The organism is Chitinophaga polysaccharea (assembly GCF_007829335.1).
Lineage (GTDB): Bacteria > Bacteroidota > Bacteroidia > Chitinophagales > Chitinophagaceae > Chitinophaga > Chitinophaga polysaccharea_B.
Genome location: NZ_VIWO01000008.1, coordinates 1 through 23,427, shown reverse-complemented (window position 1 = coordinate 23,427; position 23,427 = coordinate 1). Strand labels below are relative to the sequence as shown.

Annotated in this window: 17 protein-coding genes; 11 read left to right on the top strand and 6 right to left on the bottom strand. The window is 47.5% G+C overall.

Translation table 11 applies throughout. The annotated features are described in order from the left end of the window. Positions 1-17: 17 nt before the first annotated feature. The gene (locus FHW36_RS23730; RefSeq protein WP_145672796.1) at positions 18-1,778 is read right to left on the bottom strand and encodes a DUF885 domain-containing protein; all 1,761 of its coding nucleotides are present in this window, start codon (positions 1,776-1,778) and stop codon (positions 18-20) included. A 206-nt stretch (positions 1,779-1,984) separates the two neighbouring features. Between FHW36_RS23730 and FHW36_RS23725 the strand changes: the two genes are divergently transcribed. Together FHW36_RS23725 and FHW36_RS23720 are read left to right on the top strand one after the other, a co-directional pair. Continuing rightward, on the top strand, positions 1,985-2,695 hold the full coding sequence (locus FHW36_RS23725; RefSeq protein WP_145672795.1) for an RNA ligase family protein: 711 nt from the start codon (positions 1,985-1,987) through the stop codon (positions 2,693-2,695). Beyond that, positions 2,679-3,788: an ATP-binding protein gene (locus FHW36_RS23720; protein WP_145672793.1), complete on the top strand. Its 1,110-nt coding sequence runs from the start codon at positions 2,679-2,681 to the stop codon at positions 3,786-3,788. The genes FHW36_RS23725 and FHW36_RS23720 overlap by 17 nt, the downstream gene beginning before the upstream one ends. A gap of 85 nt (positions 3,789-3,873) precedes the next feature. On the opposite strand, the gene dcd is transcribed toward FHW36_RS23720, so the two are convergent. Then, complete coding sequence (gene dcd / locus FHW36_RS23715) at positions 3,874-4,410, bottom strand: dCTP deaminase (RefSeq protein ID WP_145672791.1); 537 nt, start codon at positions 4,408-4,410, stop codon at positions 3,874-3,876. A gap of 121 nt (positions 4,411-4,531) precedes the next feature. Here dcd and FHW36_RS23710 point away from each other — a divergent pair, with 121 nt between their 5' ends. From FHW36_RS23710 to lpdA, 7 genes are all read left to right on the top strand, one after another. Continuing rightward, positions 4,532-5,152: a 4'-phosphopantetheinyl transferase family protein gene (locus FHW36_RS23710; protein ID WP_145672789.1), complete on the top strand. Its 621-nt coding sequence runs from the start codon at positions 4,532-4,534 to the stop codon at positions 5,150-5,152. A gap of 33 nt (positions 5,153-5,185) precedes the next feature. After that, complete coding sequence (locus FHW36_RS23705) at positions 5,186-5,680, top strand: shikimate kinase (protein WP_145672787.1); 495 nt, start codon at positions 5,186-5,188, stop codon at positions 5,678-5,680. A gap of 1 nt (position 5,681) precedes the next feature. Next, positions 5,682-6,074 (top strand): DUF423 domain-containing protein, encoded by a 393-nt coding sequence (locus FHW36_RS23700; RefSeq protein WP_145672785.1) that lies wholly within the window; start codon positions 5,682-5,684, stop codon positions 6,072-6,074. Between the two features lie 13 nt (positions 6,075-6,087). Beyond that, entirely contained in the window at positions 6,088-7,500 is a 1,413-nt protein-coding gene (locus FHW36_RS23695) for an alpha/beta hydrolase family protein (RefSeq protein WP_145672783.1), read from the top strand. Between the two features lie 105 nt (positions 7,501-7,605). Continuing rightward, entirely contained in the window at positions 7,606-10,254 is a 2,649-nt protein-coding gene (locus FHW36_RS23690; RefSeq protein ID WP_145672779.1) for an FtsK/SpoIIIE family DNA translocase, read from the top strand. A gap of 134 nt (positions 10,255-10,388) precedes the next feature. Continuing rightward, the gene (locus tag FHW36_RS23685) at positions 10,389-11,048 is read left to right on the top strand and encodes a LolA family protein (RefSeq protein WP_145672778.1); all 660 of its coding nucleotides are present in this window, start codon (positions 10,389-10,391) and stop codon (positions 11,046-11,048) included. A 156-nt stretch (positions 11,049-11,204) separates the two neighbouring features. Further along, positions 11,205-12,611 (top strand): dihydrolipoyl dehydrogenase, encoded by a 1,407-nt coding sequence (gene lpdA / locus FHW36_RS23680; protein WP_145672775.1) that lies wholly within the window; start codon positions 11,205-11,207, stop codon positions 12,609-12,611. 72 nt (positions 12,612-12,683) lie between these two features. Here lpdA and FHW36_RS23675 read toward each other — a convergent pair whose 3' ends face one another. Beyond that, positions 12,684-14,903 carry a DUF6055 domain-containing protein gene (locus tag FHW36_RS23675; RefSeq protein ID WP_145672773.1) on the bottom strand — a complete coding sequence of 740 codons (2,220 nt, stop codon included), beginning with the start codon at positions 14,901-14,903 and terminating at the stop codon, positions 12,684-12,686. A gap of 363 nt (positions 14,904-15,266) precedes the next feature. Further along, a complete protein-coding gene (locus tag FHW36_RS23670; RefSeq protein ID WP_186452575.1) occupies positions 15,267-17,987 on the bottom strand; it encodes a S8 family serine peptidase in 2,721 nt (906 codons plus the stop codon). A gap of 641 nt (positions 17,988-18,628) precedes the next feature. On the opposite strand from FHW36_RS23670, the gene FHW36_RS23665 reads away from it, so the two are divergent. Next, positions 18,629-19,453, top strand: a complete 825-nt coding sequence (locus FHW36_RS23665; RefSeq protein ID WP_145672769.1) for a M57 family metalloprotease — start codon at positions 18,629-18,631, stop codon at positions 19,451-19,453. Between the two features lie 213 nt (positions 19,454-19,666). On the opposite strand, the gene FHW36_RS23660 is transcribed toward FHW36_RS23665, so the two are convergent. Together FHW36_RS23660 and FHW36_RS23655 are read right to left on the bottom strand one after the other, a co-directional pair. After that, a complete protein-coding gene (locus FHW36_RS23660; RefSeq protein WP_145672767.1) occupies positions 19,667-19,891 on the bottom strand; it encodes a hypothetical protein in 225 nt (74 codons plus the stop codon). A 16-nt stretch (positions 19,892-19,907) separates the two neighbouring features. Continuing rightward, a complete protein-coding gene (locus tag FHW36_RS23655; RefSeq protein ID WP_145672766.1) occupies positions 19,908-20,972 on the bottom strand; it encodes a sensor histidine kinase in 1,065 nt (354 codons plus the stop codon). Positions 20,973-21,139: 167 nt separating this feature from the next. Here FHW36_RS23655 and FHW36_RS23650 point away from each other — a divergent pair, with 167 nt between their 5' ends. Beyond that, the gene (locus FHW36_RS23650) at positions 21,140-23,308 is read left to right on the top strand and encodes a S46 family peptidase (RefSeq protein ID WP_145672764.1); all 2,169 of its coding nucleotides are present in this window, start codon (positions 21,140-21,142) and stop codon (positions 23,306-23,308) included. Positions 23,309-23,427: the final 119 nt, after the last annotated feature.

Sequence of the window (23,427 nt, the reverse complement as noted above, 5' to 3'; positions counted from 1 at the left end):
TTTTTTATGACTGATTATTATTGATTGCCCAGCATCAGCTGGCGAATATATTTAACCGGTGCGCTACCGTAGCCCAGGAATTTTTCATTAAATGTTTTCAGGTTGTAATCCTTGCCCTGTTGCTTTTTATAAGCATCCCGCAGGTCCATGATTTCCTTGTACCCGGTGAAATAGCTGGTCAGCTGTACACTGGTAACACTCACCCTTTTCCATTTCCCTTCGGCTTCGGCAGCCTGTTGGAAAGCTTCTTTAGTCAACAGGTGAATGGCGTCTTCTTTACTCATGTCTTTCACGTGAACGCTGTAGTCCAGTATGGTATTACATACCGTGCGCAGGTTCCATTTGTACCACATCAGCCACATTTCCGGCTCATCATGGCCATAGCCATTGTCCAGCATCATTTGCTCGGTGTACACAGCCCACCCTTCAATCATAGCGCCATTGCCCATCAATGATTTAATGAGACTGGGCGATTGGTTGGCATACACCAGTTGGGTATAATGCCCGGGTATGGCTTCGTGGATATCCAATATTTGCAGGATGTATTTGTTGTACTCGCGCAGGTAACTTTCTGCTTTTTCTTTAGGCCATCCTTCCAGGCTACCTACATTGTAATAAGTATTGCCACCCTTGTCATAAGGGCCGGGGGCACTGATAGAAGCACCGGCAACACCGGCCATATATGCAGGTTCCTTGCGTACCACCAGCGGTTTGGTTGAATCCAGGTACAAGAGATTTTTTTCCTTAATAAAGCTTATCAGCACGGGTATCTGCTTTTCAATGGCAGATTGAAATTCTTCCGGCTTCACGTGTTGCACGGAAAGGGTATCTATCATTCGACCTACCAGTTCGAGCGAATCTGCCGGCATGGGCGCCTGGCCAAAATATTTCGGCCACAACTGGCGGCTGATCTTTGTCATTTCGCCATGTACAAAAGCTTTGCGCTGTAGCGCTGCTTCATAGATGGCTGTAGCGCTGGAAGAAGATTGTATATCGAATTTAAACTTCTGCTCGTATAAAGCCTTGCCCAACCGGAAGCTCCGGGGATGTTCCGGTTTCAGCGCTTTCAGCCAGCCAACATAGTCATGAATGGCTTTGGAAGCCGCTTGGGCGCTGGCCAGCATGGTAGCCTGTTCTGCGGAAGGGATGCTGGTTTTCTTCAGAGAATCGGCGAAGTCGTTCTCAAATACAGATGCTCCGCCATTGTTTTGATCGATGGCCAATGCGGTAAGTTCAGGTACCGGATCTTTCACTCTTTTCTTAGCAGCTTCGTAATAGGCTGGTACCTGTTGTAACCTGGCAGCAAAGCTGCGCAGGCGCGATTCCAGTGGTGCGTAATTTTCGTTCAGTATAAATGCGAAGGTGCTGCTTACATTGTAGCCGGCGGGATCCCATTCGCTGCTCTTCAATTCATTCACCGACCATTGAACAGATTGCAGGTAGTTTTGAATGAGCTGATAATCGATTTTATTGGCATCGTTCAAAGTGGCCAGGTCGAAGGATTTCAGGGAATCCAGTTGTTGCTGTGCAAAGGCCAGTTGTACCTGTGTAGCGGCGCTGTCAGGAACGATCAACACGGAGTCATACTTGTGAAAGCCTACGCTGGTAGCCCAATCGGGATTATGTTTCCACAAGGTGTCAATAAACCGTTGTTCATAACTATTGAAGGCGATGTTGGCGGTACTATCTGTACCATTTTTCTGGCCGCCGCCACTGCCGTTGTTGCAAGCCGCCAGGGCTGCTGCTGCTGCAGTAGCGCAAAGAAGGAGTTTTCTCATGGTGTTAGCTGGTTGTTGTGGGTGCCTGGTTGTTTCAAAGCTGACGTAATATACTATTTAATTATTTTCTTTATTTTTGCCGCTCATTGATTAAACACGATTAACACTTGAGCCATGTAATGTCACAGGCATATTAACTTATTCCTTTAGCCGTTCCATTCCGGAACTGGCCTGTGATACGATTGTTTAATTTAAACCCCGATAACATGGCAATTTCTCAAAAATATGGCCGTACCTGGCATTATCCGTTTTCGCCCGGCACTACCAGCGATGACCGTATTCAACATGACTACTGGCCACTGCTACAGCAAATCCCGGTGCTGATTCACACGGAAAAACTGGACGGTGAAAATAATTGTCTTTCCCGCTACGGCGTATTTGCGCGCTCACATGCGGCGCCCACTACGTCGGCATGGACAGAAAGCATACGCCGCTATTGGCAAAGCATTAAGAATGACCTGGGCGACCTGGAAATTTTCCTGGAGAACCTGTACGCGGTACATTCTATCGAATATCGCCACCTGGAACATCATTTCTATGTATTTGGTATCCGCGAGGGCCAGCGCTGGCTGAGCTGGGAAGAAACCCGGTTTTATGCTGCAATGCTGGACCTACCGGTGGTACCGGAAATAAAGCGGGTAACCCCGCCGGCTGCACGAAAAGATTTCGAACAGGATATCCTGGCGCTGGTGAACAGCCGGGGCACTTTCGAACCCTGTGACGTGCACACCGGGCAGCCCACTACTATAGAAGGGATTGTATCGCGCAATGCCGATGGATACGCGGTGAGCGATTTTGCGAACAACGTGTTTAAATATGTCCGGAAAGGACATGTTAAAACAGACCAGCACTGGACCAGGCATTGGCGCCGTGCTAAATTAAATCAGGAAGGAGGTGACTATGTGGCAACTAAGTAAACATAAAGATTGGACCCGGCTGGAGCAGGAGTTCGACTGGGTAAGGGTGATGCAGGAGGTGCCTCAGGATGCCCGGCATCATGCGGAGGGTAACGTGGCCGTACATACGCAGATGGTGTTGGCTGCCCTGGCGCAACTACCGCGTTACCAGGAATTACCACCGGCAACGCAGGAAATCATGTGGGCCGCGGCGCTATTGCACGATGTAGAAAAATACAGCACCACGGTAGTGGAACCAGATGGCAGCATCACCTCGGCAGGGCATGCTCGCAAGGGAGAAGCACGTACCCGGCAAATCCTTTACCGGGAAGTGCCGGGACCATTTGTTATACGCGAACAGATCGCCAAGTTGGTGCGCTATCACGGCCTGCCGCTGTGGGTATTCGAAAAGCCGGATCCGCAGAAAGCGGTGATCAGCGCCAGCCTGGAAGTAGATACCGCCCTGCTGGCCTTGTTGGCCAGGGCCGATGCCCTCGGACGTTATTGCGCCGATCAGGAGGCACTCTTGTATAAAGTGGATTGCTTTGAAGAGCTGTGCCGGGAAAACGATTGCTGGGGCCGCCCCCGTGCCTTTACTACCACCCAGGCGAAAATGCACTACCTGCATAAAACAGGTAGCTCGCCGGACTATGTGCCGTTTGAACAGCCGCAAACATCGGTGATTATGATGAGTGGCCTCCCGGGCGCCGGAAAGGATACTTATGTGCGGCAACATTTCCCGCAACTGCCGGTCATCTCCCTGGATGATATCCGGCAAGAGATGAAAATAAAGCCCACCGATAAAAGTGGCAATGGTACCGTAATCCAGGCAGCGAAGGAAAAAGCCAGGGTATATCTCCGTAACAAACAGCCCTTTGTATGGAATGCAACCAACATTACCCGGCAAATGAGGGAACAGTTAATAGGATTGTTCAGTACTTATCAGGCGGAAGTAACGATTGTATATGTGGAGGTGCCGGCAGCAAAGCTGTTACAGCAAAATAAACAGCGGGAGGCAGTAGTGCCGCTGGCGGCCATGGAACGTTTGATCAGTAAGCTGGAAGTGCCGTCTGTTGTAGAAGCGCACAACGTGAAAATCATAGCTGGGGAGTGACCCACGCAGAGGCACAAAAAAAAGCAGCAAAGGATAATATCAATATCCTTTGCTGCTTTTTTCTTTGCGCCTCTGCGTGAAAAGACTAAAATTCGTTGCGCCACATCATGCTTTCTACCGGCTTTACCGTGCGGCCATTATATTTGGCGTTGCCTTTCCTGTTGTAGAGTGTTTCCACTTCTCCTTCTACCACAAAGTAAATCAGCTGACCAATGGGCATACCGGCGTATATGCGCACGGGTTGGGCACAGGAAATTTCCAGGGTCCAGGTATTGCAGAAACCCACATCGCCTTTACCGGCAGTAGCGTGGATATCGATACCTAAACGGCCTGTGCTGGACTTACCTTCCAGGAAGGGAACATGGGCATGTGTTTCGGTATATTCTTCGGTTACACCCAGGTACAGGGTACCTGGGTGTAAAACATAGCCTTCTTCAGGTATTTCGAAATGCTCTATTTCATTGTGTTTCCGCGCATCCAGTACCCGGTCTTTATAGGTAGCCAGGTGCTTGCCCAGGTGTACATCATAGGAATTGGTACCCAGGTATTTCCGGTCATAAGGAGCAATAACGATAGTGCCTTTTTCAATTTCCTCCAGGATCCGTTTGTCTGACAAAATCATCTTAGTCGTTTGGTTTTAGTGAGCTGTAGTGTTAGCTTTTGATTTTCAGCTGTTAGGGTTTCGTTAAAGACGAAGCGCCAAAAACTGTTTTTTCTGCTTTTTTGCTTTAATTTGGCAAGATATGCCATTAATACGAACGATACAAATTGAACCGGAAACCAGGCTGGGAGTATGGAAGATCACAGAAACAGAAGACTTTTTCCGGCAACAGGTAAATATCAGCCCCGCTATCCATCATCCGCACAAACGGTTACAGCATTTTGCGGGAAGATACTTGCTGGTAACGCTTTTTCCGGAATTTCCGGTGCACGGTATTATGGTCACCAATAGCCGGAAGCCAGTACTGGCCTGTAATAGCTATCATTTTTCCATTTCCCACTGTGGCGACTATGCCGCGGCTGTTGTGAGTACCAAAGCGGCAGTAGGCATAGATATTGAAGAGGTGAAGCCCAAAATTGAAAGGGTATCACATAAATTCCTTGGCCCGGCCGAAAGATCGTTTATAGACCCGGCACATGAGCTGGTCCATAAAACCATCTGCTGGAGCGCCAAAGAAGCCATGTTTAAATGGTATGGCCTGGGAAGTGTTGATTTTAAAGAAAATATGCGGTTGCATCCCTTTGTTTATCAACAGGCTGGTTTTATTACGGCCGATTTTAACAAAGAGGATACAAATACCCGGTTATATTTGCAATATATTATGGAAAATGACCTATGCCTGGCATGGACTCATCCTGCGTGAGGAAAGGATTTATTAAGCACTGTTGCGTTATTTATGAAGATATATTTACTAGGTTTTATGGGCGCCGGCAAATCCTACTGGGGAAAGCAGCTGGCAGATCACTGGCAGCTTCCCTACTATGATTTGGATGAAGTAATTGTAGAAGCAGAAGAAATGGCCATTGCAGACATCTTTGCCACTAAAGGGGAAGATTATTTCCGGGAGCGCGAAAGTACACTGCTCCGGGAATTGTCTGAACAGGAAAATTTCCTGATCTCCTGCGGAGGTGGTACTCCCTGCTTCCAGGAAAATATGGATTTTATGAATGAACATGGCACTACCGTCTGGATCAATCCTTCCCTGGAAACCATGGTAGAACGGCTGGAACGCAAAAAATCCAAACGCCCGCTGATTGCCGACCTGGAAGGAGAAGACCTGGTAGGGTTTGTAGAAAAGAAACTGGCAGAGCGGCTGCCCTTCTACCAGCAATCACAGCACATCATTTCATCGGATAATATTTCATTGGATACCTTTACGCAAAATTTCTAGTATGCATAAGAGTTTTTTAGTTTGGGCGGCAGTATTAGGCGCATTGGCAGTTATCTTAGGTGCATTCGGTGCACATAAGCTGAAAGAGCTGGTGCCCCCGGAAACTGTATCTACTTTTCAGACAGGCGTTACTTATCAGTTTTATCACGTTTTTGCGTTATTGGCAACAGGAATTCTTTTTGCACAACTTCCCGGCGGCCAGCTGGAATGGGCAGGAAGATGTTTTATCATCGGCATACTCCTGTTTTCCGGATCATTATACCTGCTTACCGTACTGAAAATGACAGGTAATGTAGGATTAAAAGGCATTGGTATTCTCACCCCTATTGGTGGTGTATTCTTTATAGCAGGTTGGATTTGCCTGCTGTCAGGCATTCTGAAATTAAAAGCATAAACAGGAGCTTAGTATGTTTAAAGGTTTTTGGGTGTTAATACTGGGTTGCCTGGTAGGTTCAACGACAATGGCGCAGGATAACCCGGCAATGACCGGCAAGTGGTATGGGGTCTTTAAACTGTACTATGGTGAAAAGAAAAGGGTGATAGTAGACCTCGAGCCCGAGGGTGCGGGATATACCGGGCATTTACAGTTGCCCGACCTGCCCGAATCAGAAACGCTGGAAATCGAAACGGTCGTATACCGGAAAGACACGCTACTATTGCGTATCAGTGAAGTGGGATTTGCTTACTCCGGCGTATGGGATGCGGCAAGCCAGCAATTTAAAGGCATCGCCAGTTTTGGAAATGATAAAGGTGCGCTGGACCTGGGAAAGAAGGAAGTAACAAAAGCGGGCCTCTATAACCGGCCACAGGAGCCTAAACCACCGTTTCCTTACCTGACACAGGAAGTCAGGTTTAATAATATCAAGGATAAAGTATCTTTATCAGGAACCTTTACCCGTCCGGCAGCTCCCGGAAAATACCCGGTAGTGGTGATGTTGAGTGGCTCAGGACCGCAAAACCGGGACGAAGAAATTGCCGGGCATAAACTTTTCCTGGTATTGGCCGATTATTTTGCCCGTAATGGCATAGCTTCACTGCGGTACGACGACAGGGGCGTGGGGAATTCCACCGGTGTGTATGACTCCTCATCCATCTACGACTTCGCTCACGATGCCATTACAGCAATGGGGTACCTGAAAACAAGGACGGATGTGGATGTTGCTAATATAGGTCTGCTCGGACACAGCGAAGGCGCCATGATTGCAGAAATTGCGGCAGCCAACAACCCACTGGTGGCTTTTGTGATATCTATGGCCGGTCCGGGCCTGCCCGGACGCGAGCTGGTAGACCGGCAGCTGGCCATAAAAAGCAAACTGGCGGGGGATAGCGACAGTGCCATTATTGCCAGTCAGAAACGGCTGAAGCCCTACTGGGACCTGCTGGCCAGCGATCGTGACCTGGCTTCCCTGAAACCGGAAGCTGAAGCCATGCTCCGGAAATTATACCAGAGCTCCAGTGAAGAAGAGAAAAAACAGCTCACGGAAGACGAAATGGTGCAATCTACCGCCATGACGCTAACACCGGAAGCTGTTTCTATATTGCGCTTTAAACCGGCCGAATACCTGAGGCAGATCAAATGCCCGGTTATGGCTATTAATGGTACGGAAGACATACAGGTAGATGCCACGGCTAATCTGAATGCTATCAGCCGCACTTTAAATGAATATGGCAATCTGCTGACGACAATACGTAAATTTGATGGACTAAACCATCTGTTCCAACGTTGTAAAACCTGTAGAGAAAGTGAATATGGAGAACTGGAACAAACCATTGATCCCCTGGTGCCGGCATTTATTACACACTGGATCTTACAGTTGTAATCAACCACCCAGGTAATCCCAAATCGAAGTTACACTGCTGTCACCGTTTAGCATCAGTCATCATACTGAAGGCTCGCAGCTGGCAGTAGCAGCTAAAAGCTAATTATGTCCAGGAATAAACTGAAAACCGAAAAACCGGAAAACAAGAAACCAAAAGGCGCCGCACCTAGTCCAGATGTGTTGAAGAAAGACAAGGAGCCTGAGGTAAAAGTAAAAGAGCTCGTAAAAGATGAACGTACCCACAAAGTAATGGGGGTATTCTTCCTCTTACTGTCTGTTTACTGCTTTATTGCATTCACTTCTTACCTGTTTACCTGGGAAGATGACCAGGATAAAATATTTCATTATTCTACTCGGGAATTATTTTTCGGAGATGTAAAAGTCGATAACCTCCTGGGCCGCCTCGGGGCTTATGTATCGCACAACTTTTTCTTTTATGGGGTAGGTATTGCAGCTTACCTGTTTTGCTATTTCTTCTTCATCATTGGCATCAACTTTATCGTAGGCCGGCGTGTATTCCGCGTTTGGCGCAATGTAAAGTATATTCTCTTCGGCCTGCTCTTTATCAGTATGTCGATGGCGTTTATTGCCGGTGGTAACAACTTCCCCTGGGGAGGCGCCTTGGGTGATGCCCTGAATAAATGGACTTCCGGCTTTGTAGGCAAAACCGGTACAGCCCTGCTACTCCTTGTGGTAGGCTTTTCCTGGCTTATCTGGAAGTTTAATTTCAGTTTCAAATGGCCGGAGAAAAAAGTCAAACCGCCGAAACCTGTGCCAGCAGCTACTCCTGCTGCCCCCGTGCCACAGGCAGCCACTGCTGCTGCGCCGGTAGCGGCCCAGGAAGATCCGCGGAAAAATGGACTGAAAGATAATGGAGTGATGGTGATCCCGCCACACCTGGAGGAAGAGGAAGACGAAGAGGGACTGCCACCCATGCAACTGGTAGAAAAAGAAGATATTACCGTTATCCCTTCCCATGCGCCGTATATGCCGCCGGTGGCGGCTCCTGTGGCAATGCCCGAACCGGAAGAAGCATTTGACGATGAATTATCTCTCGAAGAGGAAGAAGAAGAGGAAGAAGATCCGGGACCATTACTGTATATAGAAGAAAAAGTAGAACCGCCGCTTCCGCCGTTGAAGAAAAAGAATGAGCCGGGTGAAGTAGCCTTCGAAATCAAGCCCACTTACCAGGATGAGGAAGATGAGGTAGAGGAAGTAGTACCTTCCCGCCCCCTGGAACCGGTAGATCCTTTTGATCCTTCGCTCGACCTGAGAGACTATAAATTCCCGACGCTGGACCTGCTGGAAAACCATAACGCCGATAAGGTGATTGTTCAGGACACTACAGAACTGGAGAAGAACAAGAACCAGATCATTGATACGCTCAAAAACTACGACATCTCCATACAGAAAATCAGTGCTACCGTAGGGCCTACCGTTACCCTGTATGAGATAGTACCAGCGGCCGGTGTACGTATTTCCCGGATTAAAAACCTGGAAGACGATATCGCGCTGAGCTTATCTGCATTGGGTATCCGTATCATTGCGCCCATCCCGGGTAAAGGTACCATCGGTATAGAGGTGCCCAATGTGAAGAAGTCGATCGTATCACTGAAGAATATGCTGGCCTCAGAGAAATTCCAGTCCAGTACCATGGACCTGCCTATTGCCATTGGTAAGAAAATCGACAACGAAAACTTTATTGCCGACCTGGCTAAAATGCCACACTTGCTGATGGCCGGTGCCACCGGTCAGGGTAAATCGGTAGGTATCAATACATTGCTGGTATCATTGCTCTATAAAAAGCATCCTTCCCAGCTGAAGTTTGTATTGGTAGATCCGAAAAAGGTAGAACTTTCGCTTTATAAACTTATCGAGAAACACTTCCTGGCAAAGCTGCCAGGTGAGGACGATGCGATCATTACCGATACCAAAAAAGTGATCCATACTCTCAATGCACTTTGTATTGAGATGGACCTGCGCTACGACCTGCTGAAAGAAGCAGGTACCCGTAATATCCGGGAGTATAACGGTAAATTCACCCAACGTCGCCTGAACCCGCTGAAGGGACATCGTTACCTGCCCTTTATCGTACTGGTGGTGGATGAGTTCGCTGACTTGATTATGACGGCCGGTAAAGAAGTGGAAATGCCGATTGCCCGTTTGGCCCAGCTGGCCCGTGCGGTGGGTATTCACCTGATTATTGCCACCCAGCGCCCGTCTGTTAACATTATTACCGGTACCATCAAGGCCAACTTCCCGGCCCGCGTGGCGTTCAAGGTGTCGTCCAAAATCGACTCCCGTACCATCCTGGATATCGGCGGCGCCGAGCAACTGATAGGACAGGGGGATATGCTGGTGTCCTTCAATGGAGAGCTGGTGCGCCTGCAATGTGCATTCGTGGATACGCCGGAGGTAGAGAGCGTAGCAGAATTTATCGGCAACCAAAAGGGCTACCCCGATGCCTTCCTGCTGCCGGAATATGTGGATGACAAAGATCCCGACGGTAAGGAGCTGAGCATCGCCGACCGTGATCCGCTGTTTGAAGAGGCCGCCCAGGTAATTGTAACCACCCAGCAGGGATCTACATCATTGTTGCAGCGCCGCATGAAACTGGGCTACAACCGGGCCGGCCGCCTCATGGACCAGCTGGAAGCCGCCAATATTGTAGGGCCCAACATGGGAAGCAAGGCCAGGGAAGTGCTGGTAAGAACCGAAAGTGAGTTACAGGAAATCCTTAATAATTTGTTATAATATATTAAGGCATTGGGAATTTATTACCCATTTTCAGGAAATATATAGACTTTTGCACCCTGTAAAAGAACCAACGAGGCTATACCGGCATGGCATTTGCCTAGCCAGGGTAGCACAAACTAAAAAAAATTACGATGAAGAAATTTGTATTAACAGGAATGTTGTTGAGTGGTATCATTTTCAGCGGCATGGCACAATCTAAAGGAGCCTCAGACCCCAAGGCAAAGACTGTTTTAGATGGTGTTAGTAATAAATTCAAGTCATTAAAAACAGTAGTAGCCAATTTTATATTAAAAGTAGAAGGCGCCAATAACAGCGTAACCGATTCTAAAAAAGGAACCGTATACCTGAAAGGAGCTAAATACAAAGTAACCTTACCGGGACAGGAAATTATCAGCGATAACAAAACTTCCTGGACTTACGCCAAAGATGTAAACGAGGTAACTGTCAACAACGTAGACCAAAGCAGCAGCGCGATGACGCCTGCCAAGCTGTTTACCAACTTTTATGACAAAGATTACCTGTACAAACTGGACGGTGAAACCACTGAAAAAGGTAAAGTGTTGCAGAATATTGAGCTGACGCCCACCGACAAATCCAAGAACGTTTTCAAAGTGATTGTGTCTATCGACAAGAAAAACCAAAGCATTGCCAAAATGAAGGTTTTTGAAAAGAATGGCAACCACTACACTTATGAAATCACCAATTTCACGCCTAACACCAATTTGAGTGATGCATTGTTTAGCTTCGATGCTAAAAAATATCCTGGTGTGGAAGTAGTAGATCTCCGATAGGAAAAAGTATAGACATAAAGCATAAAGCTGTTAGAGCGAATGATTTAACCGGGTAACTACCGTGCTGGTCATTCGCTCTAACAGCTTTATGCTTTATGCTTTGCGCTTTCTGCTTATTTCTTTACCTTTGGCCAGTTCAATTTAAAATTAAACAATATGGCATACGACGTAATCGTAATTGGTAGTGGGCCCGGCGGATATGTGGCTGCTATCCGTGCTTCTCAGCTGGGATTTAAAACTGCAGTAGTGGAAAGAGAGAACCTGGGTGGTATCTGTTTAAACTGGGGCTGTATTCCAACCAAAGCTTTATTAAAAACTGCACAGGTATTCGAATATACCCAGCATTCAAAAGACTATGGTATCACAGTAAGTGATGCAAAAGTAGAATTTGATGCGGTAATCAAACGTAGTCGCGGTGTTGCCGATAAAATGAGCAGGGGCGTTCAGTTCCTGATGAAAAAGAATAAGATTGATGTGTTAATGGGCAATGGTAAATTAAAAGCCAAAGGCCAGGTAGAAGTTACCGATAAAGACGGTAAAGCTACTGTATACGATGCTAAACACATTATTCTGGCTACCGGTGCACGTGCACGTGAACTGCCAAACCTGAAAATTGACGGTAAAAATGTAATTGGTTACCGCGAAGCCATGGTACTGCCTCAGCAGCCTAAATCCATGATCGTGGTAGGCTCCGGCGCTATCGGCGTTGAATTCGCTTACTTCTATGCTACCCTCGGTACTAAAGTAACCATCGTTGAATTCCTCCCCCGCATTGTACCAGTGGAAGATGAAGATATCTCCAAAGAACTGGAAAAAATATACAAAAAGAAAGGCATCGAAATCATGACTAACGCCTCTGTTGAAGCGGTGGAAGCCACTGGTAACGGTGTAAAAGCAAAAGTAAAAACCCAGACCGGCGAAATCACCCTGGAAGCAGACGTGGTACTGAGCGCGGTAGGTATCGCTGCCAATATCGAAAATATTGGTCTGGAAGGACTGGGTATCAAAACCGATAAGGGCCGTGTACTGGTAGATAAATACTACCAAACCAATGTTCCTGGCGTTTACGCTATCGGTGACATGGTTCCTGGTCAGGCACTGGCACACGTAGCTTCTAAAGAAGGTATCGTTTGCGTGGAAGCCATCGCATACAACGAAAAGAAATATGCGCACAAACCAGAAACGATCGACTACATGAACATCCCAGGCTGTACTTATTGCGCGCCTGAAATTGCTTCTGTAGGTTACACTGAAAAAGCGGCTAAAGAAGCTGGTTACGAAGTGAAAGTAGGTAAATTCCCATTCTCCGCTTCCGGTAAAGCTTCTGCTGCCGGCGCTACTGAAGGCTTCGTAAAAGTTATCTTCGATGCTAAATACGGCGAATGGTTAGGTACCCACATGATTGGTGCTAACGTAACTGAAATCATCGCTGAAACAGTAGTAGCACGCAAACTGGAAACTACTTACCAGGAAGTGCTGGATTCTATCCACCCGCATCCAACTATGAGCGAATCTGTAAAAGACGCTATAGAAGTAGCTTACGGCGAAGCCATTCACCTGTAATAATACATTGTAAATACAGCAACAGCCGTTCTGACCTGGTCAGAGCGGCTGTTTTGCTTTGACTGGTGGCCGTTACTCAGCTACGACCAACTTCTCTATCGCCGTTTTATTGTCTCCTGTGGCCCGCAGATAATATACGCCACTGGTCTTGCTCCAGTCTTTCACCCGTAGGGTAGCCGTTCTGCTACGCTGCAGGTCTTTTACATGCACCGGCGCCCCCTGGTTGTTGTAAATAATCAATTGCACATTACTGCTGGCAGTAAATCCTTCCAGCGCAACGGTAAACTGGTTGCTCACCGGGTTGGGGGAAACGCGTATGCGGGTATTGCCCGTGCTGCTGCCTATTTTAGTGAATGCCGGCGTTAATGTGCTGCTATCTGCACTCATACTGCTGAGGGTGCCATTACAGGACGGCGTGGTGCTCCAGGCCATCTGTGCATCGGTAAACTGGGTCCAGGCACTGTTGATATCAACATTGGAAGCATCGCCGGCGCCTTTACCGTCGCAATCGTTGCGGCCATTATTCGGATGAGGCACCTGCAGATAGGTACCGTTGGTGGCGCAACTGCCGATTTCTGCGTCGCCGCCTACTATGATGGAATTGCCAAAGGTAACGCCCCATTCCAATGCATCACCTTTCACATTAACATTACCGGAAACCGTACAGTTGGTGAGCACGGCGTTGTCGGTAACTATGGCACTGCCGGTATAGGAGCCTCCATAAATGCTGGCATTACCGCTAATGGTAACGGTATTGCCTACGGTAGCATTTTCTACCCAGGCATTGCCGGTAATCTGGGCCGTACCCGTGACGTTGGAGTTGCCCAGCACAATGGCTTTTGGACCCACATAAGCCGTAGATGCCACGCTGGCGCTGTTGGCAACCCAGCCACCTCCATTCGTATGCGTGTGGCCGTTAGTTTTATAGGCAGAACGGAAAGTGCTCTGATAGCCTTCAGGTACGGCATTGGCTATACGGAGCTCATAAGGATAACGCCTGATCTTAGGCCATCCGGGTTCCCATACATAACTGGTGTGGGTAGTAGGCGCACCCATCACCACCAGGTACAGCTGACTCTCGTTACTATTCATCGTGAAACTGATTTCGCTTTCGTTGGCCGTAGCAGTGGCGCCGTACCGGGAAATGGTGCCGTCGGCCAGGGTGGCTACAAAGCCGTATCGCCAGCCTGCCGTACTGTTGACCTCCGTATGTCCTTTGAACTTCACGGTTACGTTACGGCCGCTGCAGGTAGTATACAAGGGGATGATATTATAGCCGTAGTCTTGCGGAGCACTGGCATTATCGATCTTATATCTCCCGGTGCTGGCACTGATTTGCTGCAGCATGGTGTACAAGCGCCAGATATAATGCGGTTCCTGGGTTTTGAGACGGTCGCGTTCCGCTTTATAGATAGCACCGAAATTATTAACGGTGTAGTCGCAGGCCACTTCTCTTTTGGCGTAGTCAAACATAAAATCATTGAGCTGCGCCTGTGTCCAGCTTTTTAGCCGCCGGTAAGTCATCAGCGGATGTTCGCCGGCAGAGGCACTGGTACGGATAGATTCTTTCCACAGCCGGTTTACCATGGTAATACCATCTACCTGTTGCATATACCACAGCATTTTAAAGGCATCGTAATGATGGCGCGTAGAGCTGTAATGAAACATGCTGGTAGCCATCCACCGGGGAAGGTCATCGTTCGCAAAACGGGGATACATTTGTGTGCGCATAAAGTTGGCGTGGGTTTCCCAGAAGAAGCCGGCCGGCTCATAGTCATTGAAACCGCAGTTGGGGTTTTCCTGGATCGCAATCATAGCCTGCAAACTGTGAGTGAGTTCGTGACTGGTAACCCCGCCATCGCGGGTGGCATTTGGATGCACCCACATAGCACCGATTGTATTGCCATAGGCACCGCCAAATGCCCAGCCACTAGGCCCTCCGTTGCCCCAGGTGTCATTCATCACGATGATGAGTTTGTATTTTCCCAGGTTCTTGGTAGCGGTATCGGAGCAGAAGCCAATCTGCGTAATGTATTTAGTGTAAATTTTTTCCAGCGTATCGCAAACGGCTACAGGATTGAAAGCCAGGGTGGGATCACTGTAGGTGGCAGGATTAGTGCCTACTACATTGCCCCAGAATACAACAAAGTTGGCCGACTGGTAACTCCGCGACCAGGACCAGGTGGATAGATAGGGGTCAGTGCTGAATTCTGGTGGAATATAGACCGTTTTTTGAGCGGATAACATCGTGGTCATGAATAAACAGGCAAGAAAGGATAGCACTTTTTTCATACAACATTGATTTGTGTGGTTTGGAATTATAGTTCAGAAAATTGGTTGATACAGAAAGGGATACTTGCCACAGTAAGGGTGTCGGTCACACGGGTCTTTGGCGGGTAATTTACAGGGCTATCGATTCTTTGACTATCGGGTTTTCGGATCTTTCCTGGTGATAACGTTTATATAATTTTAACTGTCTTGTTGACAATTAAAATTAAAACTTCAGTGTAATTATTTTCGCTCTGATCTTAACTTGTTATTGACGGATTTTACCCCGCGGCGATAAGGCTGTTCAGGGCTGCGTCAAGAGGCGTGACGGCATAAATAAGGCTGCTACGGCCCATTACCGGCGATGAAGAATATTAAAGATGTTTGTTAGGGTTGTTTTACAAACTGCCTGGAAAAGATCCGTTTATTGTCCAGGTAGATACTGCAGTTATAAACGCCATTGGCTAACTGTTGTAAAGGTACTATCTCCTGGGTATCTTCCAAGTTGCGTTGTAACACAATGCGTCCGCTCATGTCTGTGATGACCATTTTTCGACTACGGGTTTCTTTATCGAGGATATATAGCTGGGCGGCAGCAGGATTGGGAAACAGGAGAATGCTGTTGTTGATCAGCATTTCCACAGCAACAGGATCCGAGTAAATAAATTGGCCATCGGTGGTTTCCAGCTTTACGCGGTAGCGCTGTAATCCTTCCGTGACGTTGTTGTCGAGGTAATTGAAGTTGAGGGCAGTCCCCGTGGATTGTTCTCCCAGCAAGAGCCAGCCCCTGGCGGATAGCCGTTCCCAGTAAATTTTTTTGAGATGATAATCACTACCCAGTGCGAGCGACAACAACACTTTGTTATCGGTAGTTTTATCTGCCAGCAGGTTTTCTATATAGCAGCCTACACCTTGCTGGCTATAATTAAGGGCATAGCTGCGCATGCCCGTCCATCCGGCGGTGGCAATAGGGCTTACGGCAAAGTATAAGGACTTCACCGCCGATTTGGTGATGAATACAAAGGTATCACGTGTTTGGCTATACGGGATTAATTGTTCATTGCCCAATGTGTATAACTGGTAGCCCGCTGCATTCGGTTGTGCATTCCAGTATAGCAGTACACTGTCGGTACAATTGAAGCCGGTATGCATAGTGAGGGTAGGAGATATAAAAAAGGGTGCGCTGACAAATGATGTATCCGTTAACGTTAGTTTCAGCCACACCTTGTTGAATAGTTCCGGTACCGGCCAGTTGTATAATCCCTGTTGCACTGGTACCTGTTGAACAATAGGAAGCCAGGTGCGGCCGCTGTCGGTACTATAGGCAATATCACTCTTACCACTATACGTAGTTTGCCATTGCAGTGGCAGGGTTTGGCCGGCGCCCAAGATGCTCTCCGGAGCAGGGTTTTGCCATTGGAAAGTTTTTACGGGCGTAAATTCATACGCCAGGTAAAAGGGTTGTGTACCGGAAGGTATCCGTGTGCCTTTTACGGTAAGCTGCATAACGCCGCTGGCTGGTTGTAAAATGCTGATCTGTTCAGTGTTATTAATACTGTCGCGACCCCGTTTCGCCGGTAATGCCAGTGAGTCCGCCAGGGGATAACTGCTGAGCACCCATGGTTGCCAGGTTCGCCGGTCGGCGGTTACGGCTGTCAGATCCAGGTCGTTTATAAGCGCTTGTGGCGCGTTTACGGCGGCGGGTGGATCATTCCAGCAAAGGGTTACTTTCAGCTCCTGTGTGCCCTCAGGGATAGTGATTTGGAAGGTACTTTCTTTTTGGTTGCCAGCTTCCCCCTGGAGTACCCGATGATCGTGGATCGTTTGTAAGGCCGCCAGCGCATGCAGGTTGCCGTAACCGCGATCATAGGCTGGCAGTAGCCCGGCGGCCCGTTGGGCGCTATTAATGATCACTGCTTTCACCAGGGCCGATGATAGGGGAGTTTGGTACTGTTGACGCCAGGCATCCTGTAGTAACGCCACCACACCCGAGGTAAGGGCTGCAGCACCGGAGGTACCATCCTGGCCATAGGCGGTAATATCGGGCTTAATACGTCCATCGTAGGCAGGGCCTCGGGAGCTGAGTGACATTATGTTTAATGCGTCGTCCGTGCCACCCACTACGATCACATTTTTGGCCTGCTTGAAATTACCGGACAGATTCGCATAATTCGCCAATCCCTGGTACTGGCCGGAAGTAGACGCCTGAGTGCCTATATTGCCAGAAGAGTACACGTGTACAATGGTATCTGCTTCGTGGATCTGCTGATCATACGCCACCGCTTCTGTTCCATAATAATTTTCAATGGCAGTACCGTAAGAGTGATTTTGTACAGTGATATTTCCCTGTGTATAGTAGTTGTTATCATCAGGCAGCAGGCTGCTGTTGAAATCTGCGCTGCTGAGTTTTACTTCCGGCGCTACGCCCAGGCCTTTATCACCACTGTTGCCGGCGCCGCCTATCAGGGTGGCCATAATCAAGGCGTGCGAGCTATTTTGTGACGATGCATAGGATGAAGAAAGATACCTGCCGAGCAAATCAATATCTGTTGTATCGAAAAGCTCTTCTTTAACGGAAACGACTACACGTTTTCCACGTATCAATGGAAATTGTTGTTGTGCGACGTTAATGCGGTTGGCGGTAAGGTTACTGGTATTAATGATAATTTCTGTGGAAGGACGCCTGATGATATCTGCAAAAGATATAGCAGGTTGACTGATAAATGCGGTCCAATCTTGCTTCTTTACTTTCACCACGGCCGTGTTGTACTGCGAAGTATACCGCTGCACGCTGGCATAAGGTAAATGACCGCCTGGAATGGTACAGCGTACCTGCATCATCATACTATCCTGCGGCCCCGCTTTTTCTACTTGTGCCAGTAACGCAGCACTGGCCTTATAAGCCTGGCTGGCCCGGTAGCTATATACTATCAGGCTGTCGGCCGGCAGCTGCTGTAATATGTAATGTTGACGCGTAATCGATTGCACTAGGCCATATTGTTGCAGGGCAGCCGCTTTGGGCGTCTGTTTGAATTTTACGAGAAAGGGGCCGTTTGAATGTGGTACGATAACAGTGTCGGCTGCATATCTTGCGGGTATTGTATCCATCTTGGTTTTTTGCTGTGCAGCAACGGGGTAACAGGCGTACAGTAGCAAAGCCAGTAAGGGCCATATTTTCACGGTTGTTAACTTCATGCGGAGGATGGCAACAGGTACTTGATTTTGGTTTATTGTCGCTGCTTAAAGCTACTGTATTTTACTTGTGCAACACAATTTTTTAGACAGTTCCCTGCAAAATATTTTTTTTAAATTGAACGAAAGTTGTAATATTGAAAGAGGAAATCCTAAGTAATAAATTCAACAAAATCTGAGCAACGATTGGTAAGAACCATTTCATATTTTAATCAATCTGTAGAGCAAATTTGAGCAAGTCTGGATGACCGGAAACACCCGGTGACAATGAATCATAACCCAATCATTAAAATTTAGGGTAATGCCCTTTAAGGCATTAAGCTATTGTATGCATCCAAAAAGAGAGCACAGTCTTACTGAAGTTTTTTTGGAGAAATAAATATAGCTGGAGCAATTGCATTTGCAGCAAGGGGTATGCTATTCTTAATAGTTGGCACCCCTGATGTTAACTCGCTGTAGATGATTGCTGGTATTTAGTTGAGTAGTAATTGCCCGTTTGCAAAAACAGGCAAAACGGATATCTTTTTTCTTAACCAAAAATCCAAAAATCTGAATCTATGAGAAAACAATCAATTCCTGCTCTTTGCTGCATGGCGGCAGCATTTGTATTTGCGTCCTGCCAGAAGAATGGCGCAAAGCAGGAGGTGCAGCCAAACCCCGTGTCTGCAGAAGTGTTGGCCCAAATTAAAGCAAATGGCTTCAGCACTGATAACGTGCAGAAAACAGAAGATGGTTACCTCGTGGAAGGCGACATCCTGCTCACTGCCGATCAGCTGAAAGAAAAAGTTATTAGTCCTGTTCTCAGGGTAGCTAATACCGAACAGTATCGCACCAATTACCTGGTAACCGCATTGCCCCGCGTGATTACGGTAAAAGTTGTTAACCTGGGAACAGCCTTTGTTGCCGGAACAGATACTGCTATTGCCCGCTACAACAGGTTGAACCTCCGCGTTAAGTTTCAACGCATTACCAGCGGTACGCCAACTATCACCATCAAAGGATTTAACCAGGGCCCCAGCGGTGGTTACATCACCCTCGGATCTTCCGGTTTCCCTACCAGCAGTGGAAATCCTTATGGCACTATCAAGATGAACACCAACCAGTACGCTTATGGATCCAATCCTAATGTACTGTATGTGGGTTCTGTAATCCAGCACGAAATCGGCCACTGTATTGGTATGCGTCATACCGACTATATGGACCGCTCCTACAGCTGTGGTGGTAGCGCTGTAAATGAAGGCGATGGCGGCGTAGGTGCCATTAATATTCCTGGCACACCTACCGGACCAGATGCTAATTCCTGGATGCTCGCCTGCTCTAATGGCGGCAACCGTACCTTCAACGCCAATGACGTTATTGCCTTAAATTATCTGTATCACTAAGCACCGCATTGATACGTGAGCTAACCTGTCAACAGGTATGCCGGTTCCTCGATGGCGCATAAGGAAAGTATAACAAGGGACGCATCTCTCGAAATTACTTTCTATATCCGCTTACCGGAACCGGCATATCTATATTCCGGATACATTCTGCCGGTTTACCTATCATTTTTGTTGTTCCCGCGCACAATTAAAATCGTTATACCGGGTCAAATCTTATGCGATGGAAAACACCCGGAAGAAATTTCTGAAACAACTTTTTATCAGCGCTACATCTGTACCTGTACTGATAGCCGCCTGCAAATCCACCGCGGTGTAACGAAGGTGTTCCGAGGCAGCAACAGCATCTTCAAATGTAGGTAACAACTTCATGCCTGGAAGCTCCCCGGCATAAGTTTCAATGACAGTTGTGGCAGGCGGTTCATCATCTATCACTAACAAATTTGATATCCGTTTTTTATACCTGTAACTGTAAGGAAATGGCGTAAGCGCCGTTGTCTTCCCGGATCTCCAATTCATATCTGTCGGGATAGAGGTGGTCGAGGCGCTGCCGGGTATTGGCAATGCCTATACCGGTGCGTTGCATATCATCGGTTATCCTGAACAATTTATTGCTGCAGAAAAAATGAATATGTTTTTCTGACGTATTCAGCAGGATATTGATTTCTGAAGCTTCGTGGTTGCTTACACCGTATTTGAAAGCGTTTTCCAGGAATGGAAGCAATACCAGTGGCGCAATACACTTAATGCCCGGAGAGCCGGTAACGGCGAAGTTGACTTTTGTTTTACTGGTCAGGCGAAGCTTTTGCAGATCGATATAGTCCCGCAAACAATCAATCTCATTTTCCAGCAGTACATACTCGTGCCGGGTATCTTCAGTTACATACCGCAGCATGTTGGATAATTTCATGATACTCGTGGCGGTATGATCGCTGCGTGTCATGGCCAGAGAATAAATATTATTGAGGGTATTAAACAGGAAATGGGGATTGATCTGGGCTTTAAGAAAAGATAGTTCTGCCTGGGTTTTACGGGTTTCCGCATACAGGGCACGTTGTTCTGTTTGCCGCCATCGCTGCGTGGTTTCTATGGCGATGCTCAAGGCAATGGTGAGCAGGAACAGGAAGTCGCTGACCATATCAATCCGCACAGGAGGATGTCCTTCCCGCTCCACAGGAGCCGTAGCCGGTGGATACCACCCTGCTTCCATGGAGGGATGTGGAAACCGGCGGAACAGATGATCAAACGGCTGCATGTAATTAACCATGATCAACATCAATCCCACCGCCAGGAAATATAGCACATATAACTTCCTGAAATACAAGCGGGGAAACAGGAAAGTAGTATGAAAATAAAACAATGCTACATAGGTTACCAGGAATACCAGGTAATCAGCCGAAAATAAGATAGAAAGTGCCTTACGGTCGCCCGTTTGCCCGCTGATAAACAGCAGGGGTAAACTCAGACATATAAGCCACCCTGTGATGTGAGCTATTACTACCGAGAATTTTAACCGGAACATTTACGACAGATAGATATCTGATGAAATTGCGGCAATCTGCTGAGATAAGAAACCGTATCTCTGTCAACAGCAGGTTTATATCGATGAATACGGGGAAACATCGGGTTATCTTTTCCCGCCTCCCCGAATTATAGTAAATTGCCTCTTTTATAAAAAGAATATCAGATATGTTGCAACGAATCGTGAAACCGGTGTTGTTGTTAGTACTCCTCGTACTCGCAAAATACACCTATGCTATAGAAGGGATGTGGCTGCCGCAGCTGCTCTCTGGCCTCAATGAAAAGGAGATGAAAGGAATGGGAATGAAAATTACGGCCGCAGATATTTATAATATCAACAAAGGCAGCCTGAAAGATGCCATTGTCAGTTTTGGCGGATTTTGTACGGCAGAAGTGATTTCAGAACAGGGACTCCTGCTCACCAATCACCACTGTGGTTATGACGCTATTCAAAAACACTCTTCCCTCCAGAATAATTTCCTGGAAAATGGTTTCTGGGCTAAGTCAGCGGTAGAAGAACTGCCTAATCCCGGTTTGTTTGCCACCTTCATTGTACGTATCGATGATGTTACCAAAGCTGCCCTCCAGGATGTAAAGCCAGGAATGAGCGAAAGAGACCGCCAGTCAGCTATAGATAAACGCTTAAACGAAATTAAACAATCCGCTCGCCGCGAAAGCTGGCAGGAGGTAATGATAAAGCCCTTTTACGAAGGCAACCAGTATTTCCTGTTTGTAACCGAAACCTACCGCGATGTAAGATTGGTGGGGGCACCTCCCTCTGCGATCGGAAAGTTTGGTTCCGATACCGACAACTGGGTATGGCCACGTCATACAGGCGATTTTTCGATGTTTCGCATTTATGCCGGTAAAGATGGTCGCCCGGCTCCTTATTCAAAGGATAATGTGCCTTTAAAGCCGAAATATGCCCTCACCATTTCCCTGAAAGGCCTAAAACAAAATGACTTTACCATGGTGCTGGGATTCCCCGGCCGTACTACGGAATATCTCCCTTCGGAAGGCGTTAAACAAACCGTGGAAGTACTGGATGCCGCTAAAGTGCAAATGCGCGATGCCGCCCTCAAAATCATGGACGGATATATGCGTAAAGACGAACAGATCAAAATCCAGTATGCTGCCAAATATGCCGGTACCGCCAACTACTGGAAGAAATGGATGGGAGAAATGCAGGGCGTAAAGCAAACCAAGGGAATTGCAAAAAAGCTGCAGTATGAGGACACCTACCGCCGGATGATGGAAACGAATCCAAAATGGAAGCAATCCTACAGCGGCGTACTCGACTCGCTGAACGAATACTACCGCCAGATTCAGCCATATGCGCAAACGCGCGACTATTATAGCGAGCTGGTGAAAAATGTGGAGATATTTACGGTAGGCGACCGCCTCATCAATTTCCTGAATGATGTACACGAAAGAGGAGAAGGGCAGTATGAAAGCATGCGTCAGCAATTCCTGGAATCGATGCAGTCTTTTTACCAGAATTACAACGCCAGCGTGGACCATGATGTTTGTGCCAGCCTGATCGACCTGTATGCAAAAGGAGTTCCGGCACAATACGCCGGCAATGACTTTGTCCGTATCTGGCAGGAAAATAATAAAGACGGCCGCGCACTGGCGGATAAGCTGTATGCAGCTACCAGCCTCACTTCTCCCGAAAAATTAAAAGCCTTTATACAGCAGCCCTATAACACTGTGATCGCCCAAATGTGGTCCGACCCGGCTACCCGCCTGGTAATGGCTACCCGTAAAGGTTTTGTAGACAATGTGAGCAAACCGCTGGCCGATATCCAGGCCAACATCAATAACCTGCAGCGTACTTATATGCAGGCGCAGATGGACGTGATGGGCAGCAAAAAGAATTTTTATCCCGATGCCAACAGTACCCTGCGTGTTACCTATGGCAAGGTAGATGGCTATAATCCCCGCGATGCTGTGCACTACGATTTTTATACCTATCTCGATGGGGTAATGGAAAAGTACATTCCGGGCGACTATGAATTTGATGTGCCAGCACGCCTTATTGAACTGTATAAGAAAAAAGATTACGGACGTTATGGCGTAAACGGCCGCATGCCGGTGTGTTTCATTGCATCTAATCATACCACCGGCGGCAACTCCGGCAGTCCCGCCCTGGATGCACATGGACAACTGGTAGGACTCAATTTCGACCGTACCTGGGAAGGCACCATGAGTGATATCAACTTCGATCCTTCTATCTGTCGTAATATCATGGTGGATATCCGCTATGTATTATTTGTGATTGATAAATACGCAGGATGTACCCGGTTAATACAGGAGATGAAAATTAAAATTATTTAATAAACAGTGACGGGTTAAAGTAGCAAGAGGCTGTATCATAAATAAATGGTACAGCCCTTTTTTTATTTTTGGTATTTATCGGGCGTTTATCCACGTTTCAGGTGGAGAAATATATTGAT